Origin of the sequence: Asaia astilbis JCM 15831, assembly GCF_000613845.1 — a bacterium.
In the GTDB taxonomy this organism is placed as follows: domain Bacteria; phylum Pseudomonadota; class Alphaproteobacteria; order Acetobacterales; family Acetobacteraceae; genus Asaia; species Asaia astilbis.
The window spans coordinates 89,108-114,593 of sequence record NZ_BAJT01000003.1 but is presented as its reverse complement, the minus strand read 5'-3'; the positions used below and the strand labels follow the sequence as shown (position 1 = coordinate 114,593).

General features: G+C 56.1%; 19 protein-coding genes, 3 tRNA genes and 3 pseudogenes. 12 read left to right on the top strand and 13 right to left on the bottom strand.

Annotated features, from left to right (window positions below; genetic code table 11):
- The first annotated feature begins 1 nt into the window (after position 1).
- Entirely contained in the window at positions 2-439 is a 438-nt protein-coding gene (locus JCM15831_RS03210) for a hypothetical protein (protein WP_025822667.1), read from the top strand.
- Here the strand turns inward: JCM15831_RS03210 and JCM15831_RS16280 are convergent.
- Positions 429-2,734: pseudogene (locus tag JCM15831_RS16280) on the bottom strand (TonB-dependent receptor). The gene JCM15831_RS03210 and the pseudogene JCM15831_RS16280 overlap by 11 nt on opposite strands.
- Before the next feature lie 216 nt (positions 2,735-2,950).
- Entirely contained in the window at positions 2,951-3,727 is a 777-nt protein-coding gene (locus tag JCM15831_RS03200) for a tetratricopeptide repeat protein (protein WP_025822665.1), read from the bottom strand.
- Between the two features lie 420 nt (positions 3,728-4,147).
- Between JCM15831_RS03200 and JCM15831_RS19900 the strand changes: the two genes are divergently transcribed.
- Positions 4,148-5,698: a TonB-dependent siderophore receptor gene (locus tag JCM15831_RS19900; RefSeq protein ID WP_051528275.1), complete on the top strand. Its 1,551-nt coding sequence runs from the start codon at positions 4,148-4,150 to the stop codon at positions 5,696-5,698.
- Positions 5,674-6,534 (top strand): TonB-dependent siderophore receptor, encoded by an 861-nt coding sequence (locus JCM15831_RS19895; RefSeq protein WP_051528274.1) that lies wholly within the window; start codon positions 5,674-5,676, stop codon positions 6,532-6,534. The genes JCM15831_RS19900 and JCM15831_RS19895 overlap by 25 nt, the downstream gene beginning before the upstream one ends.
- A gap of 47 nt (positions 6,535-6,581) precedes the next feature.
- Here the strand turns inward: JCM15831_RS19895 and JCM15831_RS16270 are convergent.
- Positions 6,582-9,268: pseudogene (locus JCM15831_RS16270) on the bottom strand (valine--tRNA ligase).
- Between the two features lie 323 nt (positions 9,269-9,591).
- Entirely contained in the window at positions 9,592-11,043 is a 1,452-nt protein-coding gene (locus JCM15831_RS03185; RefSeq protein ID WP_051528295.1) for a TolC family outer membrane protein, read from the bottom strand.
- 210 nt (positions 11,044-11,253) lie between these two features.
- On the opposite strand from JCM15831_RS03185, the gene JCM15831_RS03180 reads away from it, so the two are divergent.
- Both JCM15831_RS03180 and JCM15831_RS03175 read left to right on the top strand, forming a co-directional pair.
- Positions 11,254-11,327 (top strand) — tRNA-Cys (locus tag JCM15831_RS03180).
- Between the two features lie 732 nt (positions 11,328-12,059).
- The gene (locus JCM15831_RS03175) at positions 12,060-12,950 is read left to right on the top strand and encodes a phosphatidylinositol-specific phospholipase C (protein ID WP_025822661.1); all 891 of its coding nucleotides are present in this window, start codon (positions 12,060-12,062) and stop codon (positions 12,948-12,950) included.
- Between the two features lie 351 nt (positions 12,951-13,301).
- On the opposite strand, the gene JCM15831_RS03170 is transcribed toward JCM15831_RS03175, so the two are convergent.
- The 4 genes from JCM15831_RS03170 to gatC form a co-directional block, all read right to left on the bottom strand.
- Positions 13,302-13,394 (bottom strand) — tRNA-Ser (locus tag JCM15831_RS03170).
- 87 nt (positions 13,395-13,481) lie between these two features.
- Positions 13,482-14,939, bottom strand: coding sequence for an Asp-tRNA(Asn)/Glu-tRNA(Gln) amidotransferase subunit GatB (gene gatB, locus JCM15831_RS03165; RefSeq protein WP_025822659.1), 1,458 nt, complete (start codon positions 14,937-14,939; stop codon positions 13,482-13,484).
- On the bottom strand, positions 14,936-16,414 hold the full coding sequence (gatA, locus tag JCM15831_RS03160; protein WP_035773762.1) for an Asp-tRNA(Asn)/Glu-tRNA(Gln) amidotransferase subunit GatA: 1,479 nt from the start codon (positions 16,412-16,414) through the stop codon (positions 14,936-14,938). Before gatA ends, gatB begins: the two co-directional genes overlap by 4 nt.
- A complete protein-coding gene (gatC, locus tag JCM15831_RS03155; protein WP_025822657.1) occupies positions 16,414-16,701 on the bottom strand; it encodes an Asp-tRNA(Asn)/Glu-tRNA(Gln) amidotransferase subunit GatC in 288 nt (95 codons plus the stop codon). The genes gatA and gatC overlap by 1 nt, the downstream gene beginning before the upstream one ends.
- 74 nt (positions 16,702-16,775) lie before the next feature.
- Between gatC and ruvX the strand changes: the two genes are divergently transcribed.
- A complete protein-coding gene (gene ruvX / locus JCM15831_RS03150; protein ID WP_025822656.1) occupies positions 16,776-17,243 on the top strand; it encodes a Holliday junction resolvase RuvX in 468 nt (155 codons plus the stop codon).
- 96 nt (positions 17,244-17,339) lie between these two features.
- Here the strand turns inward: ruvX and mqo are convergent, their stop codons facing one another.
- The 3 genes from mqo to JCM15831_RS16260 all read right to left on the bottom strand — a co-directional run bounded on the left by mqo (position 17,340) and on the right by JCM15831_RS16260 (position 19,854).
- Positions 17,340-18,818 carry a malate dehydrogenase (quinone) gene (gene mqo / locus JCM15831_RS16265; RefSeq protein ID WP_035773760.1) on the bottom strand — a complete coding sequence of 493 codons (1,479 nt, stop codon included), beginning with the start codon at positions 18,816-18,818 and terminating at the stop codon, positions 17,340-17,342.
- Positions 18,819-18,961: 143 nt separating this feature from the next.
- Positions 18,962-19,117: a hypothetical protein gene (locus tag JCM15831_RS22340; protein ID WP_232227968.1), complete on the bottom strand. Its 156-nt coding sequence runs from the start codon at positions 19,115-19,117 to the stop codon at positions 18,962-18,964.
- A 44-nt stretch (positions 19,118-19,161) separates the two neighbouring features.
- Positions 19,162-19,854 (bottom strand): N-formylglutamate amidohydrolase, encoded by a 693-nt coding sequence (locus tag JCM15831_RS16260; protein WP_156938723.1) that lies wholly within the window; start codon positions 19,852-19,854, stop codon positions 19,162-19,164.
- Between the two features lie 85 nt (positions 19,855-19,939).
- Between JCM15831_RS16260 and JCM15831_RS03135 the strand changes: the two genes are divergently transcribed.
- The 6 genes and pseudogenes from JCM15831_RS03135 to JCM15831_RS23855 all read left to right on the top strand — a co-directional run bounded on the left by JCM15831_RS03135 (position 19,940) and on the right by JCM15831_RS23855 (position 23,478).
- A tRNA-Val gene (locus JCM15831_RS03135) sits at positions 19,940-20,014 on the top strand.
- An 825-nt stretch (positions 20,015-20,839) separates the two neighbouring features.
- Entirely contained in the window at positions 20,840-21,289 is a 450-nt protein-coding gene (locus tag JCM15831_RS21335; protein ID WP_156938722.1) for a hypothetical protein, read from the top strand.
- Positions 21,262-21,483 (top strand): glycosyltransferase 61 family protein, encoded by a 222-nt coding sequence (locus tag JCM15831_RS23860; protein ID WP_084490540.1) that lies wholly within the window; start codon positions 21,262-21,264, stop codon positions 21,481-21,483. The genes JCM15831_RS21335 and JCM15831_RS23860 overlap by 28 nt, the downstream gene beginning before the upstream one ends.
- Positions 21,484-21,497: 14 nt before the next feature.
- Positions 21,498-21,626 (top strand): hypothetical protein, encoded by a 129-nt coding sequence (locus tag JCM15831_RS23235; protein WP_269530291.1) that lies wholly within the window; start codon positions 21,498-21,500, stop codon positions 21,624-21,626.
- A gap of 388 nt (positions 21,627-22,014) precedes the next feature.
- Entirely contained in the window at positions 22,015-22,227 is a 213-nt protein-coding gene (locus tag JCM15831_RS03115; RefSeq protein ID WP_025822652.1) for a hypothetical protein, read from the top strand.
- Between the two features lie 217 nt (positions 22,228-22,444).
- Positions 22,445-23,478 (top strand): annotated as a pseudogene (locus tag JCM15831_RS23855) (bifunctional enoyl-CoA hydratase/phosphate acetyltransferase).
- A gap of 64 nt (positions 23,479-23,542) precedes the next feature.
- On the opposite strand, the gene JCM15831_RS03105 reads toward JCM15831_RS23855, so the two are convergent.
- Complete coding sequence (locus tag JCM15831_RS03105) at positions 23,543-23,830, bottom strand: hypothetical protein (protein ID WP_025822650.1); 288 nt, start codon at positions 23,828-23,830, stop codon at positions 23,543-23,545.
- A gap of 280 nt (positions 23,831-24,110) precedes the next feature.
- On the bottom strand, positions 24,111-25,319 hold the full coding sequence (locus JCM15831_RS03100) for a mechanosensitive ion channel family protein (protein WP_025822648.1): 1,209 nt from the start codon (positions 25,317-25,319) through the stop codon (positions 24,111-24,113).
- Between the last annotated feature and the right edge of the window lie 167 nt (positions 25,320-25,486).

The following is a 25,486-nucleotide window of genomic DNA, read 5'->3' as shown; positions in this document are numbered from 1 at the left end:
GATGGAGATCGATGCCGATCGGTTTCATGCGCCTCTGGTCGGGGTCCCGTTACGTCCGGCCAATGCGGCAATGGCGACCGCACTTTATGATCTGCGACGGCAACTGGCTGAAGCCATTTCGTTTCGTCCGGATGATCTCATGACATTCATGTTCCATGCGACTTATGGCTATCGCTATCGTCATATTCCAAGATCGCAGAAAGACGTGCTCCGCATGGAGGTTCATCAGTGGCGTCGTCAGAACGCCGAAAAACTCGGAACACTCCTTATTCCGCCGCCTGTATTTTGCAGCTTTGAGACGATGAATGCCTTCCAGCCGCTTCTGACACTCAAACCCATAAAATATGGCTTAAAAAAAATGCTCCGGCCAATCAAGCCGGAGCGTCGTCACGTCGAAATGACCTCGAAATCTTCTCTAAAACGCGGGATCAATATGTAAAAGACAGACTTCCCAGAAATGTCCGTCCTACTGACGGCGTCGCACGATCGCTGAACATGTTCGAATAATTCAGTCGATTGGCGAGGTTGTAACCGTTGAGGGCCAGACGCCAGCGATGTCCAATCATGTGTGAGACCATCGCGTCCCACTCCGTGGTGTGGGGCACCTTGGCTGTATTGGCAGCATCCAGCCAGACGGCGTCACGCCAAGTCAGTCCACCGCCAAAACTCAGATTCCAGGGCTTGTCAGGCGCGATTGTATACGTGCTCCAGATGGTCGCCATGTTTTTTGGCGCGAACTGGATCCGCTTGCCGATATCAGCGGCCGTCAGAGAGCCGGTCGTCGTCGCATCGTAATAAGCATAAGTGCCGATCAGGCTCCAATTACGGGTGATCTGCCCGGAGAGGCTCAATTCGACGCCTTGATTGCGCTGCGTGTCCCCCGATGAGGAGACGCTTCCGGTCGAGGGATCGGTCATGATCGCATTGCCTTTTTCCAGACGGAAAAGCGATGCCGTTGCCCCTAGGCGTCCATGCAGAAACTGTTGCTTGATCCCGATTTCGTAGAGGCTCGCCCGCTCAGGCCTGAAACCCTCGGTTGAGGTTTTCAACGGCTCAGCGCTGTTTGTCACGTAGAGGCCAAGCGGTGTGGTCGATCTCGCCCAATTAAAATAGACCATCGTGTCGTCGCTGGGCGTGTACATCAGGCTGACCGTCGGATTGAGCGTATTCTGCTGCTGCGACAGACGTGTATCCGCAAGTGTCGACCCTTCGGTCGCGGCGTAATGGCTGTTCCAGTGATCCCAGCGAAACCCACCACGGATCGAAAACCAGGGTGCCAGCCACATCTGCTCTGACAGAAAAGCACCGACATCTGTCGCATCGCCGGTTTTGTACAGCTTACGACCGGCCCCGCCCGAGAGATTGACCAGATTACCCTGATACTGGCCAAGCCCACCAAGTAATAATCCGGGCTGAACATGAGACGGGTCGATCATGCTGGTGGTGTCAGTACGCGTGCCATTCTGCCCGTTGAAATTGTAGGCATAATTCGTCCGGCGATCATAAATATGCTCGACATCCCAACCAGCAATGATCTGATGACGGATCGACCCGGTTTTGAAATTGGCACGCGCAGAGAAGACATTCTGCACCGACCAGTCATTCTGCTGATAGGGTTCCGGCCCCCCGAGATGACCGCGTCGATTGATCTGCGCCTGAGAAGGGTTTGTGAAAAACAGCTTCGTGCAGGTCGCATCGCAGCCAGGCTGAGACGACGAGAAATAACGATCGTAAAGACCGCCGCGCAGGTCGTCCGATATCGTCAGATGCTTGCTGATTTCCGAGCTGAGGCGCGCCGTGAGCATATTCACGTTCGACACGTCCTGATCATAATTTGTGCCATACCAGCTATGCCGATTGAGCCCATATTCCGTCGCCGGTCGACCGATCGTGGTGCCCGGTTTGGTAATGACCGGCACGCCGTAATCGGGAATGCGGTTGTCAGATTGATGGAAATACTCAAGCGTGAAGCTGGTCTTCTTTCCCAGTCCGACGCCGATGGAGGGTGCCAGCCCCCACCGATGGGAATAGATATCATCGCGGCCGACGACATTATTCTCATTACCCATGCCGGTAATACGCACGGCGGTGGACTCACCGATCTGCTTGTTCACATCCAGAGTGCCACGGTAATACTCACCGGACCCACCAGAAACTGGGCGTTATAACTATCGCCGAGGTGAGCGACTTTCGTCGTAATATTAATCGCGCCTCCCGTGGTTCCGTTACCGAAAACCTCGGAAGACGGGCCTTTGATAACCGAGATATGGTCGTAATCGAAACTGTCGCGCGTATAGACACCAAAATCACGAAGCCCGTTTTCGTAGATGTCGTTCTGAGCGGCAAAGCCACGAATCAAAAACTGATCGCCTGCCATGCCCCCCTCACCTTCCCCGACCGATGCCGTAATCCCGGGCACGTTACGAAGCGCCTCGTCCAGCGACTTCACGTTCTGCTGCTGCATCAGAACCTGTGGCACGGCATTCACAGTCTGAGGGGTGTGCATGATGTCATCCGGCATACGACCAATACCGATCGGCTCGTGCAGAATGTTCATGACCGAGCCATGCACTACGAAGTTCTCGGTATTGCCGTCGACTGACTCTGCCTTGGGCTTGTCTGCTTTCGTCTTCGTATCGGCGCGACGCACGGCCTCCTTCGGTTTCTTGGGAGGAACGCTATCCGTGTCTTTCTGCGTCGATTGGGCGTGAGCAACGGTGCAGGCGAGCGTCATGCCAGCCAGCAAGGATACGGGGTAAGAAGGGCGAACCCATTTCACGGACAAACGCAGTCTCCACGATGGAATTGAGAGCAATTCCTAACTTTCGTGACAAAGTGCTGCAATCGGTTCGCAATCGCATTCTGTATGTTTATGTCTTTGTGTTGCTGATTCGCGACAGGTGATGTCCGAGACCTCGACACCTCACGCCTCTCTGCACCTGATCGTATTTTACGTCGTCATCTGCGATGGGACGCCAAGCTCTTCAAGACGCCGGGATATCTGCTCCAGCAATCGATCCGCGCGCGGGCCACTCAATGGCTGCATATGACGCTGCATCGCCAGCAGAATGTCGGAAGTCGCCTCGTTAACCGCCTTGTCCCACCAGTCAAAGGCTTCGTCCTGGCGCCCCATTGCGAACAATGCCGTCGCGAAATTATGCTGCCCCCGATAATCACCGCCTTCGGCAGAACGTCGATACCAATCGAGTGCCAGCGCCGGGTCGCGCGGTGTGTGCCACCCCTCTTCGATAAAGCGTGCCAGAAGGTTCATCGACTTCGCATGTCCCCGCTCTGCACCGCTGCGAAACAAGACGAGAGCGCGCGGTAAATCGACCTCCATTCCAATGCCGCGCATTGTCATGATGGCCAGATTATAATTCCCCCAAAGATCACCCAGCTCCGCAGCCTTGGCGTAATGCTTTGCCGCCTCGTCATAATCGATCGGACCTCCCCATCCGAAATGGTGACATCGTCCGAGCATGTTCAGCGCCGGCGCATACCCCGCGGCTGAAGCGATGTCGTACCATTGGCGCGCCCGCACCGGGTCTGGCGGCAGGTAGATACTCTTGAGCAGGATATCGCCCCAGCGCACCTGCTCACTCACATGACCCTGAAGCGCTCGAACACGGATCTGTTCTATGGCCTCAGGCAGGTCCGGGATCGATCCGCGCCCTCGAAGACGGCGCTTCGATCTTCGGGGCAGCAGGCTCAAAAAACGCGACAACATGGCTTCACCATCGGCAGGGCATTGATCTTGGCAGGGAAAACGTCCCCTTGCACTAAAGAAGGTGATAATCCTTCGCAATAAGATCGGCCGCAAGTCGACGTGACTAAAAACACTGCTCTTTGCGCTCCCGAAGATCGCTCTCCGCTTCCCGAGGTCTGCTTGATCGCGAGTAGATCTAGCGTCCACTGCCTCCCCTGAGATCGGATCTAGAGTAGCTGGCACCTGCGGAAACACCCTCGCCTTTAAGTAGGCCAGAGCCTTCTCTTTTTCGCGCAGACCGCCTGAAACCGGAACATTTCATCACCGACGTTTCGATAAATCTCGAAACGTATCTTTTTTGTGAATTCCAATACCGGCCATAAATGGCTACGCGTCCGTTGCGAATAATTCTTACTATCTTTTGAAAGCGGATAATCGGACGTGATCATTAAGACTGACTGGCGTCGTCTCCTGACGCTGGGCACAGGCCTGGCAATCCTCTCTCCTTCTCTTGCCCTCGCAGAACAAGGCTCGGCTACTAAAGCAGGGGCGGAACAAACGCGGACAGGATCCTCCGACAAGGAAAAACAACGCGCCAAGCGACATGGCCATCATGGTGAGAGGGACCACCACGAGGGTGACGCGGAGCGTCGCAGGAAACATGCCGAGCACATCAATGTTCATGGGCATGGCTGGGAAAAAGGCAGCTACACGATCTCCGAGACAAGCACGTCCACCGGCTTGCCCCTTAGTCTTCGTGAAACACCCCAGACGGTCACGGTCATCTCGCGTCAGCTTATGGATGACCAGCAGATCAATACCCTTGATGACGTCCTTGGAACGGCGCCCGGTGTGTCATCCTACTCGAACGACAATGCGGGTCGCACGACCTATCGCGCGCGTGGCTTCGATATCACCAACTATAAAATCGACGGAATGCAGATCGACGCCTCCTCAAGCTTCGGCGGTGTTGGATCATCGATGAACATGGATCTGTACGAGAACGCCCAGATTGTCCGGGGCGCGAATGGACTTCTTGGCGGTACCGGAGATCCCTCGGCAACGATCTATCTGCAACGCAAAGCCCCTATGAAAAAGTTCTCTGCAACGGGCCTGCTGCGGCTCGGCAACTGGAACGGGCGACGCGTCATGGCTGATGTCAATGTTCCGATCACACGATCCGGCTCGGTCCGCAGCCGCTACGTGTTCTCTTGGGACGACACGGACACATTCCGTGTGCGTGAGCATGTCAACCGTATCGGCGCTCTGGCCAATTATACGGTCACCTTCTCGCCACGTGATACGTTGAATTACGGGTTTCAATACGAACGCACGCGTAATGACGGTGCGTCCTGGGGGGCGAATGTTCCGATCTGGTTTGCCGATGGCACACCGACGAATCTGCCGCGCAGCACGAACCCGGTCGCGAACTGGAGCACTGCCCTTCGCGATCAATATACGGCTTTCGCCAATTACGATCACAGCTTCGGTGGGGAGTGGCACCTCAAAGTCGGCTACATGCGCACCGAGGGCAGCTCCTACAACAATCTCGGCATCGCCAAGGTCAATAATGCGGCCAGAAATGTCGGAGGTTATGCGGGATTCTGGAATCAGGATGGAACGGGCGGGTATCTGAACGCAATCCACTCCGAGTTCAGGGATTCACGCGATAACGCCGATGTTCATATTGGCGGCCCTGTGCGCGCCTTCGGTCACACGCACCAGCTTGTTTTCGGCTTCAACGGCTATAATGATGAATTGACCCAATATACCTTCAGCAAAGCACTTGGAAACTGCTCGATCGCAGGCGTAACCCCGTTCAATGGCTGCCAGTATCGGGCAGCGGGCCTGCCCATCGATGACTGGCGCACATGGAATGGTGACTACCCGAATTATCAGACCCATCGTACCAAGCTCGTCAGGTCGATGTCACGCGCAACTACGGCGCCTATGCCTCGGGTCGTTTCGTGCTGGCCAAGGGCTTGTCCCTGATTTTAGGAGGCCGTGTCAGCACCTACGAAGCGTATAGTGGCACCTATACCAAGGCCAATGTCTACTCAGGCCAGAAAGGAACAGGTCGCCAGAACGGTGTCCTGACGCCTTATGCGGGAGCGGTTTACGACTTCAGCAAAAACTTTTCGCTCTATGGCAGCTATACCAACGTCTTCACGCCGCAATCCCAGCTGCGCGATGCGGATAACCAGCCTCTCAATCCTGTCACGGGTCAGAGTTATGAAACAGGGATCAAGGGTGCCTTCTATGGCGGTCGTCTGAATACGACCCTCGCCTTTTACATGAACCGACAAAACAATGTCGCTCAGGCAACGGGAGCGACAAACTGGCAAACCGGAGAGTCGGTCTATGAATCCGTCAACGGGGTCAAATCCCAGGGCGTCGATTTCGATGCGTCGGGCGAAATCCTGCCGGGGTGGAACGTACTTTTTGGCTATAGCTATCTCGACGTCAGGGGTCTCAGCTATCGTCAGGACCCTCGACATCTCGTCCGTCTGACCACGAGTTACACGTTCCACGGACGCCTGAAACACCTGATGATCGGCGGCGGGATCTCCAGTCAGACCAGCACTCAATGGTCGACCAATCCGGGACGCCCACTTGGTAACGGCAAATACGACGCGTCAAACCTGACCATGAACGGCTACACGCTGGTCAATCTCATGGCGCGTTATCGCCTCATGAAAGGCCTCGATCTGACAGGCAATATCACCAATCTGACCGACAAGACCTTCGTCCGTCAGGTGGGATTCTATGACGGCATGATTTACGGTCAGCCTCGCACGTTCAGCTTCACGCTGCGCGGACATTACTGAAAAAATCAGGGGCAGCTTTTGCAAGCTGCCCCTTTGAAGAGAGACGATCAGGCTGCCGACAAACGGGCCAAAGCGGCCTGAAGACGGGCCCGGTCATGGGTGAAGCTGGTCAGACGGTCGCGATTTTCCTCGACGACTTCCGGTTTGGCTCGCGCTACGAAATCAGCATTGCCCAGCTTGCGCTCAACCTTGTCGATTTCCTTGCCAAGACGGTCGATTTCTTTCTTGAGGCGCTCGATTTCTGCACCGATATCGATCAGTCCTTCCAGCGGCAGAACGAGGGTCGCCTCGTCGATCACCGTCAGCGCCGCCGCCTTGGGAGGCTCGCCCTGAAGGGCTGCGACTGAGTCGACACGCGCCATACGCCCGATGACAGCCGCCCAGCGCTCTGCACGCGCCAGACTCTCCGGTGCCGCATCGCGCAGGAGCACAGGCACGAGCTGAGCCGGCGGAATATTCATTTCGGCTCGAATGGTGCGGATCTCGCCAATGAGACGGATCACCCAATCCATCTCCTGCGAGGCAGCCTGTGCATTCTGGGGAGCTACCGCGACCGGCCAGGCCGATTGTGCAACGCTGCCACCATAGCCGAAGGACTGCCAGAGCTCCTCGGTTACGAACGGAATGACGGGGTGCATCATTTTCAGGATCGTGCCCAGAACATGCGCCGTCACGGCCTTGATCTCTGCCTGCTCGGGCGTGTTTTCTGCAGCAAAGGCCGGTTTGGCCAGCTCGAGGAACCAGTCGCAGAAGACGTTCCACACGAAGCGGTAGCAGGTGCCTGCAAATTCGTCGAAACGATAGGAATCGAGCGCTGCTTTGGCTGCGGAAGCCGCCTTGGCGGTCTCATCCAGCAGCCAGCGGCCCAGAACGCTTTGAACCTGCGCGGGATCGAAGCCTTCGACGGGCTTGACGCCGTTCATTTCGCAAAAGCGTGCCGCATTCCAGATCTTGGTGATGAAGGTCCGATAATCCTCCACCCGCTTGCGACCGAATTTGATGTCACGTCCCGGACCGGTCAGGGCACAGATCGCCATGCGCGTCGCATCCGCACCGAACTCGGCCACGAGATCGAGCGGATCGAGCCCATTGCCCTTGCTCTTGGACATTTTCTGACCGCGCTCATCGCGCACCAGACCATGGATCAACACTGTACGGAACGGCACATCATCCATGAAGTGCAGCCCCATCATCATCATCCGGGCAACCCAGAAGAAGATAATGTCGAAGCCGGTGACCAGCGTGCTGGTCGGATAATACCGCGCCAGCTCCGCTGTCTTGTCGGGCCAGCCAAGTGTGGTGAACGGCCAGAGTGCCGAGCTGAACCAGGTATCCAGCACGTCTTCGTCACGGGTCAGGCTGACATCGGCACCGAATTGCGCCCGCGCCTGAGCCAGTGCCTCATCTTCGGTGCGGGCAACGAAGACGCTACCCTCCGGGCCGTACCAGGCCGGGATACGATGCCCCCACCAAAGCTGACGGCTGATGCACCAGGGCTGGATGTCCCGCATCCACGCGAAATACGTGTTTTCCCATTGTTGCGGCTCGAAGCGAATACGCCCCTCCTCGACCGCCTTGATGGCAGGCTGAGCAAGTGTCGCCGCATCGCAATACCACTGCTCGGTGAGACGCGGCTCAACAATGGCGCCGCCACGTTCGGCATAGGGCACCTGAAGCGTGTGGGGTTCGATCTTCTCGATATGCTCAAGGCGCTCGAGCTCTTCGATGATGCGCTTGCGCGCTTCGAGACGATCCATTCCCTCCAGAGACCGCACGAAATCGATCGAGGAGAGCCCGTCGATGTCGCGGAGCTCATGGGCAATTTCATCGAGCCAGATCGACGCTGTCTCATCGAGGATGCTCGGCATCGGCAACTCGTTGCGCTTGCCAACTTCGAAATCGTTGAAGTCATGACCCGGCGTGATTTTCACCGCGCCGCTGCCCTTCTCCGGATCGGAATAGGTATCGGCAACGATCGGGATACGGCGCCCCGTCAAAGGCAGTGTGACGAACTTGCCAATCAGTGCGGTATAGCGCTCGTCTTCAGGATGCACGGCGACAGCGGTATCGCCCAGCATCGTCTCAGGACGCGTTGTCCCTACCACAATCGTGCCGCCACCCTCGATCGGGTAGCGCAGATACCACATCGATCCCTTGGTCTCGCGGTTCTCAACTTCCAGATCGGAAATGGCAGAGCGGAAGGACGGGTCCCAGTTGACCAGACGCTTGGCACGGTAAATCAGCCTTGCTGATGCAGGGTGACAAACACCTCCTGCACCGCGCGTGACAGGCCCTCATCCATCGTGAAGCGCTCACGCTCCCAATCGGCTGAAGCCCCCAGAGTGCGCAGCTGCTTGATGATCTGCCCGCCGGACTGCTCTTTCCATTCCCAGACACGCTCGACAAATTTCTCGCGTCCCATTTCCTTGCGGCTCAGACCTTCCTTGTCGAGCACGCGCTCAACCACCATCTGGGTGGCGATACCAGCGTGATCGGTACCGGGCTGCCAAAGTACATTGGCGCCTTCCAGACGTTTCCAGCGAATCAGGATGTCCTGGAGAACGAAATCGAGCGCGTGGCCGAAATGCAGAGTGCCAGTGACATTCGGTGGCGGGAACATGATCGAATAGGCATCGCCGGACGCATCCGGATGCGCCGCGAAAAGACCCGCTTCCTCCCACTGTGCGTAGAGGCGGGCTTCACATGCCGCGGGATCAAAGGTCTTTTCGAGCATCGTCTTCCTGTCACCTGTCTGGTCCTGCGTCGCCGAGGCGCTTCGCAGTCATCGTCTTGTGGGCGACGTAGTCTACCTCTTCGAGCGCTCCAGTGAAACTGGAAGGACTTCATGGCAGCACAAGCAAGGAGGAGGAAACGCCGCATTTCAGACGCGAAGCGTATGACCAGATGAGCAGAAAGTTTCAAGACTGGTAGGCAGGCAGTCCTCTATCGGATCATGCTCCCATAAGGCAGAACCCGAAGGAGGCTGATCTCATACCGAGATCAGCCCTGTCCGGGGCTTCTTCTTGCCGCAGGTACTAAGGGCTTGGCTCTAAAGGCTCAGCGTCCCGGCTGACTGACCGCATAGTCATTGATGCCCCAGAGACGGTCCTTGACCGCCTTGTAGTAGGCTTTTTCGTCATAAAGCGGCACGTCGAGCTTCAGATCTGCCGCAGTCAAACGTCCCATGGCCGCAGCCACAGCATAAGACGACTGAACCAGACCACTCAGATTCTGCACGAGAGCTGTCTGCGCCTGAAGAAGCGTCTGCTGCTGTTGCAGAACCTCGAGTGTCGAACTCGTCCCGACAATCGCCTGACGCTCCACACCATCGAGCGCGATCACGTTAGCCGCAATAGCCGTGCGATTGCTTGAGATGGAATCCTTGTAAGATTGGAGTTGTTGCCAGTTGGCTGAGGCAGACTGGGCGGAAGCGCGGCGCGCGATATCCACAGCACGACGGGCCGCAAGATATTGCTGACGCGCCTGTCTCACTGCCGCGTATTCCATACCGCCTTGATAGATCGGGACATCGAAATTGATGGATCCATACTTATTATCTGTCACCATACGGCCGTAACCCTGGTTCTTGACGTAGGAATATCCAAGTTGCGCCGAGATTTTCGGTAGAATTTCCGCCAGCTGGACAGAAAAATTATCCTTCTGGCTAGCCTCTGTGAACAAGGCATTGATGATCGTCGGATTGTTGCGCGTGGCCTCGGAGACAGCATCGCGCTCTGCCTTGACTGGCAAAGAGAGCGGCTGAGGCGCCACAAGATTTGGTGCGGGCGGAACCCCGACAACCTGCAGATAGGTTGCCTGCGCTGCACGCAAGGTGCCTTCACCCTGCTGCCGGGACGCCTTAGCCGAAGCCAGCGCAGCCTGCGCCTGGGCAACGTCAGTGCGCGTAATTTCACCCTGCTCGAAACGATCCTGAGTGGCCTTGAGCTGCTCTTCGAGAACATGTTCGTTATTGATGTTGATCTGAAGGATCTGCTCGCCTCGAACGACACCAAGATAGGCAGACACAACGTCGGTAAAAACCTGTTGTTCGGTGTCGATCAGCTGGGCACGTTCGGCCATGACCGTATTGACCGCCTGATGGGTCTGCGCGGTCGTTTTTCCACCCTGATAGAGATTCTGGGTGATGGTGACACCCCCGGTATATCCAGGCGTCGCGTAGGAACGATTATAAGCAGGTGTTCCGAAGCTCGAACCAGGCTCCGCTCCTTGAGCGCCGTAGGCATTCACGCCTTGGTAATAGGTCAGAGCCGCCTGCCCTGCGATTTTTGGCCGCCAACCTGCGAGAGCCGTGGGAACCTGCTCATCTGCGGCACGCAGCTTGGCGCGTTCCTGTTGAAGGGTCGGATTCGTCAGATATGCCGTTGAAAGAGCTTCTTGCAAGGTATGCGGAATGAATTCGGGCGACCCCTTGCCGTCATAAGTCTGGGCCAGCACAGTCGTGCTCTTCAGAAGAACAACAAGGCCCACGCTTAGTGAAGTATAGACCATGGAATGTTCGCGCTTCATGGATGCCCTTTCGAGTGACGACGGCGCCGAGATGACGTAACCACAGAGATCGCCCATCCGTTAGAAAGGCACTCCGAGCACTCCTATGGCATATTTGGCCAATGACGGAAATTTCTTCTTAAATCTTTCAGAAGGCAACGATACCCTCTTGACCCGAGGGCTGCAGAAAGAGATATAGCGGGCACACCAACTGGTCCGGTGGCAGAATGGTGATGTAGCGGACTGCAAATCCGCGAATGTGGGTTCGATTCCCGCCCGGACCTCCAAAGCTCTGCGGCATCGTTGCCGCCTTCGAGACAGAAAATATCCGCCGAATGTCGCCTCACGGCAATGACGCATCGAATATTAAGTTACTCCCTCTCAGACGTTGATCCTCACAAGCACGCGATTTCCGGTTTTCTCGGAATTAGCCTGTCGTCGACGGGGCATAGCTGGAGCCCATCTTGTCAGACGAGGTTCTCTCCCCACTCAGCATCATAGCGGGCAATTTATTTAGGCCCGCCTGAATATGGTCGGCGTAGCGAAACGCCTTTGAAGAATTCCACAACGAAATAGCGAGATCAGCGCACGTTCCTTCTTCAAGTGAAGAGTGAGCGATGCCAGTCAACAATCATCAGGCATTGACTTTTTTGATCTTATTTGTTACTTTAAATGTACACTACCAAAACGCAGCGCTTCTTAAGACGGTGCGTTTTTTGTGGCTTGAGACTTACACTCTCCATATCTCAACCACGGATTGGTAGGAAAGCCTGACCTATCCAAATGTCGTCAGGATCAGGTCCTAAGCGCTAGGAAAGTCTTGCAATCAGATCCTGTGGATCCGGCCAAATTGCTTGCAGACAACTGTTACATTCCTTCGGCGCAAAAAAAGTCGAGGCGATCGATAAAGCACAACAATCAGCGAAATTCGGAATGGCTACGTCGTCCGGTCCATCACCGGCAGACGTCTCTTGTCCGTCGCCTGAGCAACCAAATTCCAACAAAACAAGGAAATTTTTTTGAAAGAACTCAATCTTTACACGACAATGAAAAGCCGGACACTCGACGGGCTTCTTTCTACAAAGAACTGGCTTGGCTATCTTGATGACGCCACCCCAATCAATCAGATTTCGCTGCCGGGCACCCATGATTCAGGGACCTATACGGTGGGGAAATTTTCGATCCTCAGCACCTGGATTAAAACGCAGGATGAGTCGATCACCGAGCAATTGAACAATGGCGTTCGATTTCTCGACATCAGATGTCGACACATCAATAATTCGTTCGCGATCCATCACGACCGCTTCTTCTTGAATCTGAATTTTTCAGACATTCTTGCGGACTGCTACAAATTCCTCAGAGAAAATCCTCAGGAGTTCATTCTTCTCTCGGTCAAGGAAGAATATACTTCTCAGAATTGCACGCGCAGCTTTAATGACACCTTCCTCGCCGACTATCTGGATCCAACACAGTGGTTCACCGAGGACAGATTTCCCCAGCTTGCCGAAGTACGAGGTAAAATTGTCCTGTTCCGCCGTTTTGCTGGCTCGAACGGCATCGACGCCAGTCATTGGCCTGACAATCAGACATTCGAATCTGATGGACGACTTCACGTGCAGGACGAATACGAGCAGCGCGACGAAGTGCTGAAGGGCAAGGCCATCAAGGCAGCGTGGGACTTCGCGACAGCGAATTCAGTGAAAGGGTGGCTCACCATCAATTTTACCAGCATCGCCGCCTATCGTTTCACCTCGACACGGGCCTATGCGAAGGACAAGAACCCGGAGCTGGCAGCCTATATTGCTAATACCCATGCAATGGGCGGAGTTGTCGTTTCCGACTTCCCGCAAATTGGAGACATCACGAAGAGGGTGATTGCCACAAACTTCGCCGCGAATATCGCCCTCTAGATCGCATCGATGGTGATCCGGGTCTCGCCATGAAGGAATTGGTCTGACGAGACTCCTTCGGGATAGTTTTACCGATTGACGCCCTACCTGCTGAGTCCCCGGATCAAAGAAGGCGTGCCTCGTTCGTCTCTCATCCAGTCAGATTTCGGCCCGTCCGTCGCGTAGGAAAGGATCTACCGTCAGCTGCAACAAAGGCCTGTCTCTTTCAGAGGGCGACCTGCGGATGTCACCAACGCCGCGCTGACGGAAAACCCTCGCACGGTCTCAGTTAAGACATTGCCTGCGTGAGGGACGAACCGAGTCCAAAGGACCAGCACGATACGACAGTAACTATTTTTTTCTTGGAAAAAGTGGCGGAGGGGATGGGATTCGAACCCACGGTACGACTTGACATCGTACAACGGTTTAGCAAACCGCCGCCTTCAGCCTCTCGGCCACCCCTCCGCCTTGAGGGACGCAGTTTTCACGGCGTTTGCAGAACTGCTTCTAGGGGGATTTGGCTCAGGCGTCAAACCCCCCTTTTGCAGATTTTTATTCTGCTAGAAGCTTTTGCAGCAGTTCGTTGACCATGGCCGGATTGGCCTTGCCTTTCATGGCTTTCATCGTCTGTCCGACGAAGAACCCGAACAGCTTGTCCTTGCCACTTTTGTATTCAGCCAGCTTATCGGCATGGGCCTGAAGGATGCCACGGATCTCAGCTTCAATCGCGCCTGTATCGGTGACCTGACGCAGCCCCTTACGCTCAACGATCGCGGAGGCAGACTCCCCGGTCTCGAACATGTCCTCAAGCACTTCCTTGGCGATCTTACCGTTGATCGTCGAATCGGTGATGAGCGCAAGCAGTTCCATGAGGCCCTCAGCCTTGACCGGGCTGGTCTCGATGGTTGCCCCGATGCGGTTCAGTGCGCCGAAGAAATCACCCAACATCCAGGTCACGGCAAGGCGCGGATCGCTGCCTTTCGCTACCGTCTCGTAGAAATCGGCAATGGCCTGCTCCACAGTCAGCACACCCGATTCATAGCGTGAGATGCCATAAGTCTTCTCGAGACGTGCACGCTTGGCTTCAGGCAGCTCCGGAAGAGCCGCGCGCAGACCATCCACCCAATCCTGTTCAAGCAGAAGCGGCAAAAGATCAGGATCGGGGAAGTAGCGGTAATCATGTGCATCTTCCTTGGAACGCAGCGAGCGTGTCTCGCTCCGCACATGATCGAACAGACGCGTTTCCTGATCGACCGTGCCGCCAGCCTCCCAGATCTCGACCTGACGCTGTGCCTCAACCTCGATCGCCTGCATGACAAAGCGGATCGAGTTGACGTTCTTGATCTCGCAGCGCGTCCGATAGTCTTCACCCGCCTTGCGCACCGACACATTGACGTCAGCACGCATCGAGCCTTCATCCATATTGCCGTCGCAGGTGCCGAGATATCGCAGGATCTGGCGAAGCTTGCGCAGATAGGCCCCTGCTTCTTCAGGTGAGCGGATATCGGGCTCACTGACGATTTCCATCAGCGCTACACCGGCACGGTTCAAATCAATGAAGGATCGTGCAGGATCCTGATCGTGCATTGACTTGCCGGCATCCTGCTCCAGATGCAGACGAGTCACGCCGATATGCCGAACCGAACCATCGGCGAGCTCGATCTCGACCTTTCCCTCGCCCACAATCGGGTGAGCGAACTGACTGATCTGATAGCCCTGCGGCAGATCGGCATAGAAATAGTTCTTGCGATCGAAGCGGCTCATCAGATGGATCTGGGCGTTCAGACCGAGACCCGTACGAACGGCCTGGGCAACGCATTCAGCATTGATGACAGGCAGCATGCCCGGAAAACCGGCATCGATCAGGCTGACATGAGTATTCGGCTCACCGCCATATTCGGCAGATGCGCCGGAAAACAACTTGGCATGGCTGATGACCTGCGCGTGCACCTCGAGACCGACAACGATCTCCCAGGTGCCAGTGCTGCCTTCGATATGATAGCTACTCATGCGATCGCTCCCGCATGCAGGGCGGGTCTGTGCGTGAAGCCCGCTGCTTTTTCCATGACACGTCCGGCGGCGAACAATGTCTCTTCCTCAAAATAGCGACCGATCAGCTGCAGACCCAGCGGCAGACCGTCATGGTCGAGCCCGGCGGGGAGCGAAAGCGCCGGAACACCAGCCATGCTGGCCGGGACAGTGAAGATATCGTTGAGATAAATCTGCACAGGATCGGTCGGCCGTTCGGAATGCGCGAAAGCGGCCGAAGGTGCGGTCGGTGTCAGCAGAACGTCGACATTCTCGAACGCATTCAGGAAGTCACGCTGGATCAGCGTCCGTACTTTCTGAGCGCGCAGATAATAGGCGTCGTAATATCCGGACGACAGCACATACGTGCCCATCAGGATACGACGGCGTACTTCCTCACCAAACCCTGCATGACGGGTGGCTTCGTACAGCTCATCCAGGCTGTCGGCGTTGACGCGCTCACCGAACCGCACACCGTCATAGCGGGCGAGATTGGACGAAGCTTCGGCCAGCGCCACGATGTAGTAAGTCGGCAAACCGTATTTCGTATGCGGAAGCGACACATCGACGATTTCAGCTCCGGCGTCGCGCAGCCAGGCAATACCCTGATCCCAGAGTGCCGCAATATCAGCGGGCAAGGTGTCGGGGCGATATTCGCGAGGGATACCGACTTTCATCCCCTTCACACCACGCTCAAGCGCGTCTTCATAACGCGGGACGACGCGATCGACCGAAGTGCTGTCCTTGGCGTCAAAACCGGCCATGGATTCCAGCATGATGGCGCAATCTTCCATGGTACGCGCCATCGGGCCGGCCTGATCGAGCGAGCTTGCAAAAGCAATCGTGCCAAAACGCGAGCAACGACCATAGGTCGGCTTGATACCCGTAATACCGCAGAAGGCCGCAGGCTGGCGGATTGACCCGCCGGTGTCCGTACCGGTCGTTCCTAGAGCAAGGCCAGCAGCCACAGCAGCAGCCGAGCCACCCGAAGATCCGCCCGGCACGAGCTTGACGTCAGAGCCCTTACGACGCCACGGATTGGTGACCGGACCGAAAGCAGACGTCATGTTCGTCGAGCCCATCGCGAACTCATCGAGATTCATCTTGCCGAGGAAAATTGCCCCATCGGCCAGAAGATTCGACGTCACCGTGCTCTCATAGGGCGGTACGAAATTGCGCAGGATGTTGCTCGATGCCGTGGTGCGGACACCATTGGTACAGAACAGATCCTTGATGCCCAGCGGGATGCCACAGAGGGACGGCGCATTTTCAGTCGCCAGAAGCGCGTCGGCGGCACGGGCAGACGCACGTGCCTGATCTTCTGTCACGGTCACGAAGCTGTTGATGTCACCATCCAGATTCTTGATCGAAGACAGGAAATGATCGGTCAGTTCAACAGCGGAGAGACGGCGCTCTCTGAGAGCCTTTCGCGCGGAGGCGAGGGTCAGATCATGCATCACTCAACAACCTTGGGAACAGTGAAATAGGGACCAGCGCTATCGGGAGCATTGGCCAGCACGGCGTCGCGCTTGTCGCCATCGGTCACGAAATCGGCGCGCAGGCGCGGAACAGCCAGACCGGTCCCGATCATTGGCGGCACATCGGTGACATCGACTTCATTCAGTTGGTCGACCCAACCCAGGATGCCATCTAGCTCCTGACGCATGGCTTCGCATTCCTGATCGCTCAGGCCAATTCGGGCCAGTTTTGCTATGCGCCTGACAGTGCGCGTTTCCAACGACATAAAGGATCGACTTTCCTGAAAGTGAGCGGATAATCCCGACGGTCGAGAATTTTGAGAGATCATAACGCCTTCCCATGAGTCTGTTCAATCCATACGCCTTGCGCGACGCCCTCCCCCCCGGTTCCCGACTGCTCGGACTGGACCCGGGGAAAAAAACCATTGGCATCGCGCTGAGCGATGTCACCCTCATGCTGGCCTCGCCCTATCAGAGCCTGAAACGCGGTAAATTTGGCGAAACAGCGCAGGAACTTGCAAAGATTGCGCATAAAGAGGGTATCGGCGGCCTTATCTGCGGACTGCCTCTCTCCCTCGATGGCTCTTTCGGCCCGGCAGCCCGCTCCGCTCAGGATTGGATGACTGAACTCTCCGAACGTCTCGAGCTTCCAGCCTGCTGCTGGGACGAGCGACTATCGTCGAGCGCCGTAAACCGCTTTCTCATTCAGGAGGCCGACATGACGCGCAAAAGGCGCGCCGAAGTCGTGGACAAAATGGCTGCCGCCTACACGCTTCAATCCTGGCTGGATGCAACGATCAAAGAGTGATCCCATGCCAGCCCCGATGGCAGAATGACTATTGCCCCCGGCGCAAACCCGATCTAGCCGCCGCGACCGTCACTCTGATAAGGTGACGGAAAGTGCTCAGATACCAAGCACGCTCGCTGTATGCGCGCGGATTGACCGGCAAAGCGCCTCATCCTCGCGCAAATCGACACCGAAACTTGGAATGATGGTCTGGAGCCGCTCCTGCCATTCAGGCAGACGATGCGCAAAGTTCTTCTGCACCACTTGCAAAGCCACAGATGCGGCAATGGAAGCGCCCGGAGATGCCCCGAGCACGGCGGCGAGGCTATGATCTTCCGTCGCGAGAACTTCCGTGCCGAATTTAAGGGTGCCGCGCCCCTTCTCTCTCTTGATAATCTGCACGCGCTGCCCAGCCACAGCGACCTTCCAGTCCTGCTCGCGTGCAGACGGGTAAAAATCCTTCAGCGCCGCAAAGCGTGAAGAGGGCCTCTGCAAAACCTGACCGATGAGGTAGCGCACGAGGTCATGATTATCCATCGCAACGTCGAGCATCGCCTTGGCATTATCTTTGGTGATCGACCGTGGAAGATCCATCCAGCTGCCTGATTTTAGAAACTTGGTTGTAAACCCGGCATAAGGCCCGAAGAGCAGATAGGGCCGCCCGCCGATCACGCGGGTGTCGAGATGGGGCACCGACATGGGCGGCGACCCAACGGCAGCCTTGCCATAAACCTTTGCTGTGTGACGCTGACAAAGATCCAGCGTATCCGCATGCAGGAATAAACCACTCACCGGGAAACCCGCATAGCCATGGGCTTCAGGCACGTGAGCGCGCTTGAGCAGATCCAGCGCCGCGCCACCAGCCCCGACAAAAACGAACCCGGCCGAGACGGTTTTCACCCCTCCGGTTTCACCGTCGCGCACACTGACCTGCCAGCGTCCATCGCGCTGGCGATCAAGAGCTGTCACCTTATGGCGGTAATGAAGCTCGACCCCGTTTTCCTGCGACAGGCGCGAAAACAGGACTCGTGTCAGCGAGCCGAAATCGACATCCGTCCCTTCCGTCACCCGCGTCGCTGCCACTTTCTCGCTCGGGTTCCGACGCGCCATCATGAGAGGTGCCCATTCCGCGATAAGCGCGGGATCTTCGGTATAGCTCATGCTGTCGAAGCAATGATGGCTGACCATGGCGTCATAGCGCGCGCGCAAAAACGCGACGTTTTCTTCCCCGCGCACGAAGCTCATATGCGGACAATTGCGAATGAACGCATCCGGCTTTTCGATCCACCCGGTTTCAACCAGATGCGACCAGAGCTGACGCGACAGGTCGAACTCCGTGTTAACATCGAGCGCCTTGGCGATATCGATGCTGCCATCCTTGCGCTTGGTTGTGTAATTCAGTTCGCAATAGGCAGCATGACCTGTGCCTGCGTTATTCCACGCCTCCGAGCTCTCCTTCGCGCAGGCATCCAGTGTCTCGAAGACACTGATTGTCAGACTCGGGTCGAGCGAGCGGATGAGAGCGGCGAAACTGGCACTCATGACACCAGCACCAATCAGGACAATATCCGGGCGCTCTTGGCAGGTCTTGGACATGAGGCAGCTCTTCCTAGTCTTTTGAACATCTTTGGTACGCCGGGGCCCGCATCATGCGGACGGCAGACCAGACGTCCTTTGAAACACAGCTTGCTAGCATCAATCGAGCCCTTTCGGCCCGGAATCAGCCGGAGTTGATCGCGTCAGGCGCAGGCACTCGCCTTGTCTGCGCACGAGAACGCGTTCGCCAACGCGCTGACTTGCAGCAAAAATGCGTCAAGCTTGGCCTTGAGCTCGGCAAATCCCGTAGATGGTTCAACTGCCAGCTCATCCAGATAGAGCCCGCGCGCGATTTCCATCTGGATGACATGGACGTTTTGCGCAGGAGCCCCATGATGCGCCGTTATATATCCCCCGGCATAGGGGCGATTGCGTCCGATTGAAAAACCCAGCTCGCAAGACTCGCCGCCACACCCTCTATCAATTCCGGTGCACAGCTTTTACCGTGGAGGTCGCCCAACACGATTTGCGGCAGGCGCAGATGGGACAAACTGGGCATCGAGTGCAGGTCGATCAGCAGACACATCCCAAAGCGCGCCACGCAGCGACTTATCAAGGCCTCCAGCGCCTCGTGATAAGGGAGCCAGCACGTTTCGATCCGCTCGTAAGCCTCGGACACGGGCAATTGATGCCGATAGATCCCCTTCCCCGCGCCTGCAATGCGCGCCATCATGCCGAGCCCGTTCCGCACCTTCTCGGTTTTGATCAGACTGCCTTGCGGGAGGCTCTCGCGGAACATGCCGGGGTCCAGCTCCCAGGCATATCGATTCACGTCACAATACGATCTCGGAAATTGGGCGCTCAAAAGCGGTAAGCCTGAGTCTGGCGCCGCTTCGAAGAGCTGATCGACATAGGCATCCTCACTGCGACGCAACGATAGCAGATCGAGGCGCGACAGCCTGAGGAACGCTTCGGGGTAATCCCGTCCTGAATGCGGCGAGGCCAGAACGATCGGTGCGACAGGCTCAGAGACGTCCCGCAGCAAAAAACTCTTTGAAAGACAGAGCTTTGGCTCCACCGGATCGCCTGATGTCATTTTTTTTCCGCTTTGGTGTTTTTTTTAGAAAACCTATCTTGCCAGCCCCGTCAACGCCCGCTAAAACGCCGCTCACGGACCGGATGGGCGCATAGCTCAGCGGTAGAGCACTACCTTGACATGGTAGGGGTCACAGGTTCAATCCCTGTTGCGCCCACCATCCGGTCCGTAGAAACCCCCGAAAAAATTTGTATATATCAGCGTCCAGAAGCTTTGCACTAAGCGCGACAGGCGTTTCTTGATAGCACCACGATCTGGTATCGTCCCGGCTGACATTGGCGAGCCGGTCTATGTGCACAGAACCCTCAAAGCCTGTCGCAGCGAGTTTCGATCACGCCACTGAGTCGCGCAGACACGTTCCCGTCGAACATCGGTGAAGTTCAGGCGCCCTGCCCTTACACCAGAACGCGAAGCATGAGGCCGCTCCGCTTCCTGGATAACTCCGAAGTCCAAACAGCGAGACCGCCGGAAAGCAGGATATTTATCTCAAAAAGAACGGAGTCCGAACTCCAAAACTTCCCGAGCCTTTCACCGAAGTCCGAGGAATTTTCGGCACATGCCTAGATCATGCAGGAAGCGTGATTTACTAACGGACCTCCATTGCTTTTCAGGAAGGCCGCAGGATGTCAGGAAAACAGGACGCTCTCTTAGTCTTGCATGACTGCTCCGCGTTCGACGGCATACCGAGCCAACCCATATCGCTTATGGCGCCTCAAGCACAGCCGTCACCGATCCCGGCCTATGACGAGCAACCTGATCAGGGATTCGCCAGAGGACTTTCACTCTACGGCGCACGTTACGGTGCAGCGGACAAGACGATAGAGACGCCGCTCAACCAGCTTTTCCTGTTCACCCTGGAAAATGCCCGCTTCGTGCTACATCCGGGCCTGGACGGCATGATCATCGATCAGCAACACCGTATGATCATCGAGCCTCGTGCTTTTGCCAGCACGGCATGTACCAATCCAACCAACGCCTACCGGACATGCAAGAGCATGAAGAGCAGGATGAGGTATTCCTGGGGTTCGATGCAGCCTGGCGGAACTACTACCACTGGATACTCTACGGTGTGTCCAAAATGCAGCTTGCCAAGACCTATCTTCCTCCGCAGACCCGTTTTATTGTACCAGACATGCCGAAAGCGGAAGCTACCCGACGGCCCGCTTTCGCTCCAGAAACCTTCGAAACATCTCTTCGCCTGGCAAATATTCAGGATCGTATTTTCCGCGCTTCAGACGGCGTGCACAGAGCCAAAAAACTTCATTTCCTCTGGCACAGTCCTACAATGCCCGAGCTGTATCTGAACTTTCCTGAGCCTCACCGCCATTTCGATACGATGGCAGTGCCTGTGAGGCACGATCTGCCTCACGCTTTTACGTCACACGCGAAGGGGGACATGATAGCCGCATCAGTCCGGAGGAACAAAACCAGATAGACCCTGTTCTAGAAGGCAAAGGATTCCAAAAAATCTACCTTGAGACCCTGGATCTTGAGACTCAAATCGCGCTTTTCCGACAGGCTGAGTGTATACTGGCGCCACATGGCGCGGGCCTCGCTAACCTGGCATTTTCTCGCCAGGCACGAAAATCCTCGAGCTCAACCGACAACTCGACGGGCAGTCGCATCTGAGGAACTGTTTTTACGTGATCGCGTCACGTCGCGGCCTGTCCTATATGGTGCTGGATCTCGACGAACAGGCTCTGACATCTGAATTGCTCGACGGCGCGATAACGAGACTTGAACGTGCCCCTCCTGACTCGCCTGCGAGATAAGCCGTAAATCCCAACTCTTCAGACCGAGACTGAGTGAGCGCTCACTGAGGCATTCAACTCATTCCAGAACGCAGGCGTGGGCTCACCGAAAACCCGATGGTTCAACGACGTCAGAGATCAAACTGCATTACGAACCGAGTGCACGATCACGGCGGCTCTTCTCAATATCCTCATGAGTTCCGCACATGCTCTAGGTGTGCGTCAGAGCATCATCTGGAAAGAGAGATCTCTTTCGTTTTCGACAAGGAAGACACTGCCAAGATACGTCTTGCGAGAGTTTCAAAAAAGACAAAATATTTAACTGACGACAGGGCCCGAACATCTATAGTTAATCGACGTTAGTAAATTACACTCATTCGTGATATTTATTAACTTATGTTTAGGTAAGATGTTAAAAACTTCAATCCCTCTTCTTGTGGCTCTCTTCGTCTGGGCATTTTCCTCCGCTACGAGCGTGATCTTCCCACTCATCAGCACGCAGATTATCGATGCGCTCGATCTCATAGGAGAAGCCTTGTTCATTCTCGGCATGCTCATGGTGTTCGCACGCGCACTGCTCGGCATCGTGCGTCCGCTTGAAGGTAGACGTTCGCTGCGCTGAGTTATTTCGGCAGCGAAAGTCCTCAGAGGGCAGGCCTCAAAACAATGAGAAACGCCTACACGGCATGAATAACTTAATCTGGCTGCTTCGACCTGCGTCGTAAAACGTTACGGCGTTCAAGTAATGCTGATCCTTCGATAGAGCGTTCCCTCTGTTAAGGTGACGTCACACAAGACGCGTCCAGCTCGCTCACATCGAGCACGTTCCATCGCCGCCTATGGCGTTCAGGCGTTCGACGCGAGAGAGGAGAGACTTGCCCATGCAAGAGAGCCATGCCCCGACGCAACCATCCGCTCAGGACGCCGAACTCTCACACTTATTTCCTGAGCCTCACGCCTTGATGAGAGACATCGTCGCAAAGGCCTCTCAACTTGGACCCGTGCCTTACGCAATCGTCTGGCCTTGCAGCACTCATGCGCTGGGCGGCGCGGTCGAAGCTGCTCGTCATGGTATCATTCAACCAGTTCTGGTCGGCGATCGCTCCGCTATCGAGAAAACAGCCCTTGAAGCCGATCTGGATATCACCGGGATGCGCATCGAGCAGGCCAGCGATCCGGCGAGCGCTGTCAAACACGCCGTCGCGTTGGTCCATTCGGGCGAAGTTGCCGGGATCACGAAGGGCAGCCTGCATACCGACACATTTATGGCGGGAATAATCAAGCAGGAGAGCGGTCTCCGGACCCGACGCCGCATGAGCCATGTGTTCTGCATCGCAGTGCCCGATTATCCTGACCTTCTCCTTGTCTCGGACGCAGCCATCAATATCGAGCCGGATCTGATCACGAAACGCGACATCGTGCAGAACAGCATCGATCTTCATCATGCTCTGGGACTTGGCACACCGCGAGTGGCCTTGCTCTCGGCTGTCGAGACGATCAACACGAAAATTCAGGCACTCTCGACGCGGCGAGCCTGTGCAAAATGGCCGATCGAAAAGAGATCGTGAACGGCATCCTTGATGGCCCTCTGGCTCTGGATGTCGCCGTCAGCCGCGAGTCTGCTCAAATCAAGGGCGTGGAGTCACCGGTCGCAGGGCGCGCCCAGATTCTGATCGCGCCAGACCTGGAGGCCGGCAACATCCTCGTCAAAGCCCTTGCCTTTCTGGGCAAGGCCTCAACCTCAGGCATTGTCATGGGCGCTAAAGTGCCTGTTCTGCTCACAAGCCGCGCTGACGACGCAACGGCTCGGCTGGCTTCCGCCGCCATCGGCGCGCTCTATGCGCGTTATCTCAACGAGCATGCTCCGCAGTGAGAACTTACCTTGCCCGGGAGATTCTCGGACAAGATCGAATGACTGGCGGTTTCCTCCCTAACGCTTAGAGACGCCCCGCCAGCCAGCCTTCCTGCGGCACCGAAAAACCATGCCAGGCCGCTGCGCCCATCTCCATGCTGTTATGGGGCACATATTTCGTGACCATAAGCTTCGCGCCCTCAGGCAAAAGCTTCGCGAGAACATCGCGCAGGTCCGAGATGATCAGATTGGATGTGATGATCCAGAAATTATCGATCTCATGAAACACATCGCTGAATGCCGCGAGCTTCTGCTCGATGGCATCATAATCGTTCCCTGCGGTCTTCTCATAAACGACGAGATAAGTGGTCAAGCCTGAGGACTCCTGCAAAGCTCTATTGCCCGCCAGATCGACACTGCCGGGGAGAATTCAAACATTTTGAAGCGATGTCTCACGAGCGGCTCCAAAAGCAGCTGCCGGAGAGAAACCGTCCGATCACGCTGGCATCTTCGCCAAAACATGACAGGTAGGTGAAATTTTTACCACATTCGTGCCAGAGTTTGGGTAACACTCTCCCCTCAGGAGAAAGCAAGAATGACAATTTTCGAATTACACTGGCGCGGCGTAAAAAACTGGGTGAAGGGCCTCTTCCTTAAAGATCAACTCCCCCACGTGGCATAACGCTCCCCGGTCCCATGTAAGAGCCCGGCGGCGGACGATCAATGGTCGGAGAGATCGCCTCTGCGCTCGGCCAGGCTCCCTCGCCGGGTCGCGGCGGGACCACTGCGAAGCGCGAGCGCGGCAAGGCTTCCGGACAGTCGGCCCTCATACGCAGAATAATCTTTTCACGGATATCGCAGCGCAGATCCCAGCTTTGCAACGCATTGCGTGCACTCGCGATGATACGGATCTTCATTGTTTGGGCGTCGCAATCGGCAACCTGGCAATCGAAGACCTTCCCGTCCCAAAGCGGACAGGTTTTGATGATTTCGTTCAAATATCCCCTGATCGTGTCCATCGGTGCTTCATAATCGACATAGAGAAACACGACACCGATGATCGCCGCAGAATTATGCGTCCAGTTTTCGAACCTGTTTTCCAGAAAGAACGAGATCGGGACGATATGGCGACGCCAGTCCCACACACGCAGAACGACATAGGTGGAGGTGATTTCCTCAACCCATGCCCAGTCCCCATTGATAATAATCAGATCTTCCATGCGGATAGGCTGGGTAATGGCAATCTGTACGCCTGCCAGAAGATTGGTGAGCAAGCCCCGCGCTGACAGGCCGACGATCAGTGACGCCGCTCCGGCAGAGGCGAAAAGCGACACGCCATATTGTCGCACAGAGTCGAATGTCATGAGCGCCGTCGCCACGGTGACAAGGGCCACGAGAATTTCGGTCAGGCGCCGCAAGACCCTGATCTGGGTCTGATGCGTCCGGATCATGATGTCGTCGGTGTGGTCCCGCGATGTGATCCGCTGCAAATACGCCTCTGTCGTGATGCGGAAGGCGACGATCGCCGCATACCCCACCATCAGAATGCCGAAGAAGAGCAGCAGCTTTTGCAGGAGCTGGGTCGTCTCCCAGGTGAACCCTGAGGCCGCCGGCAGCGCAGAGAGGAGCACGGCAAGCACCACCATCACCCTGACCGGTCGACGCATCGCCAGGATGATCGTTCGCAGCACGGCCCCTTCGCGATTGCCGAAAATACGAAGAATGATCAGCGAGACGAGCTTACTCGCGTAGAAAGCGACCGTTGCAAGCGCCAGCAGCATGAGGATGGAGACCAGCTGGGCAGGCAACCAGTCGAAATACGACCGCAGGGCGAAGAGAGAACTGAGAAAGTGCTGCTTCAAGTCGGAAATCCGGATCCTTGAGAGGGATGAGGTACAACAGGCACCTCATGAAACGCATTAGGCTAGCCTTTGCCGCACAATGCCACAGAGTGCCAATGGCTCAAAAACATGGCCTGCATAAAAACCTCCTGACAGAGTGTTGACACATCCGCCCAACCCTTTTAATT

Bases quoted from the DNA above. Each gene is read 5' to 3' on its own strand.
- JCM15831_RS03185 (WP_051528295.1), bottom strand. From the start codon at position 11,043: ATGGTCTATACTTCACTAAGCGTGGGCCTTGTTGTTCTTCTGAAGAGC.
- gatA (WP_035773762.1), bottom strand. From the start codon at position 16,414: ATGCATGATCTGACCCTCGCCTCCGCGCGAAAGGCTCTCAGAGAGCGC.
- JCM15831_RS03210 (WP_025822667.1), top strand. From the start codon at position 2: ATGGAGATCGATGCCGATCGGTTTCATGCGCCTCTGGTCGGGGTCCCG.
- gatC (WP_025822657.1), bottom strand. From the start codon at position 16,701: ATGTCGTTGGAAACGCGCACTGTCAGGCGCATAGCAAAACTGGCCCGA.
- JCM15831_RS16260 (WP_156938723.1), bottom strand. From the start codon at position 19,854: ATGACATCAGGCGATCCGGTGGAGCCAAAGCTCTGTCTTTCAAAGAGT.
- JCM15831_RS03200 (WP_025822665.1), bottom strand. From the start codon at position 3,727: ATGTTGTCGCGTTTTTTGAGCCTGCTGCCCCGAAGATCGAAGCGCCGT.
- gatB (WP_025822659.1), bottom strand. From the start codon at position 14,939: ATGAGTAGCTATCATATCGAAGGCAGCACTGGCACCTGGGAGATCGTT.
- mqo (WP_035773760.1), bottom strand. From the start codon at position 18,818: ATGTCCAAGACCTGCCAAGAGCGCCCGGATATTGTCCTGATTGGTGCT.
- JCM15831_RS22340 (WP_232227968.1), bottom strand. From the start codon at position 19,117: ATGGAAATCGCGCGCGGGCTCTATCTGGATGAGCTGGCAGTTGAACCA.
- ruvX (WP_025822656.1), top strand. From the start codon at position 16,776: ATGAGTCTGTTCAATCCATACGCCTTGCGCGACGCCCTCCCCCCCGGT.
- JCM15831_RS21335 (WP_156938722.1), top strand. From the start codon at position 20,840: ATGCAAGAGCATGAAGAGCAGGATGAGGTATTCCTGGGGTTCGATGCA.
- JCM15831_RS03115 (WP_025822652.1), top strand. From the start codon at position 22,015: ATGTTAAAAACTTCAATCCCTCTTCTTGTGGCTCTCTTCGTCTGGGCA.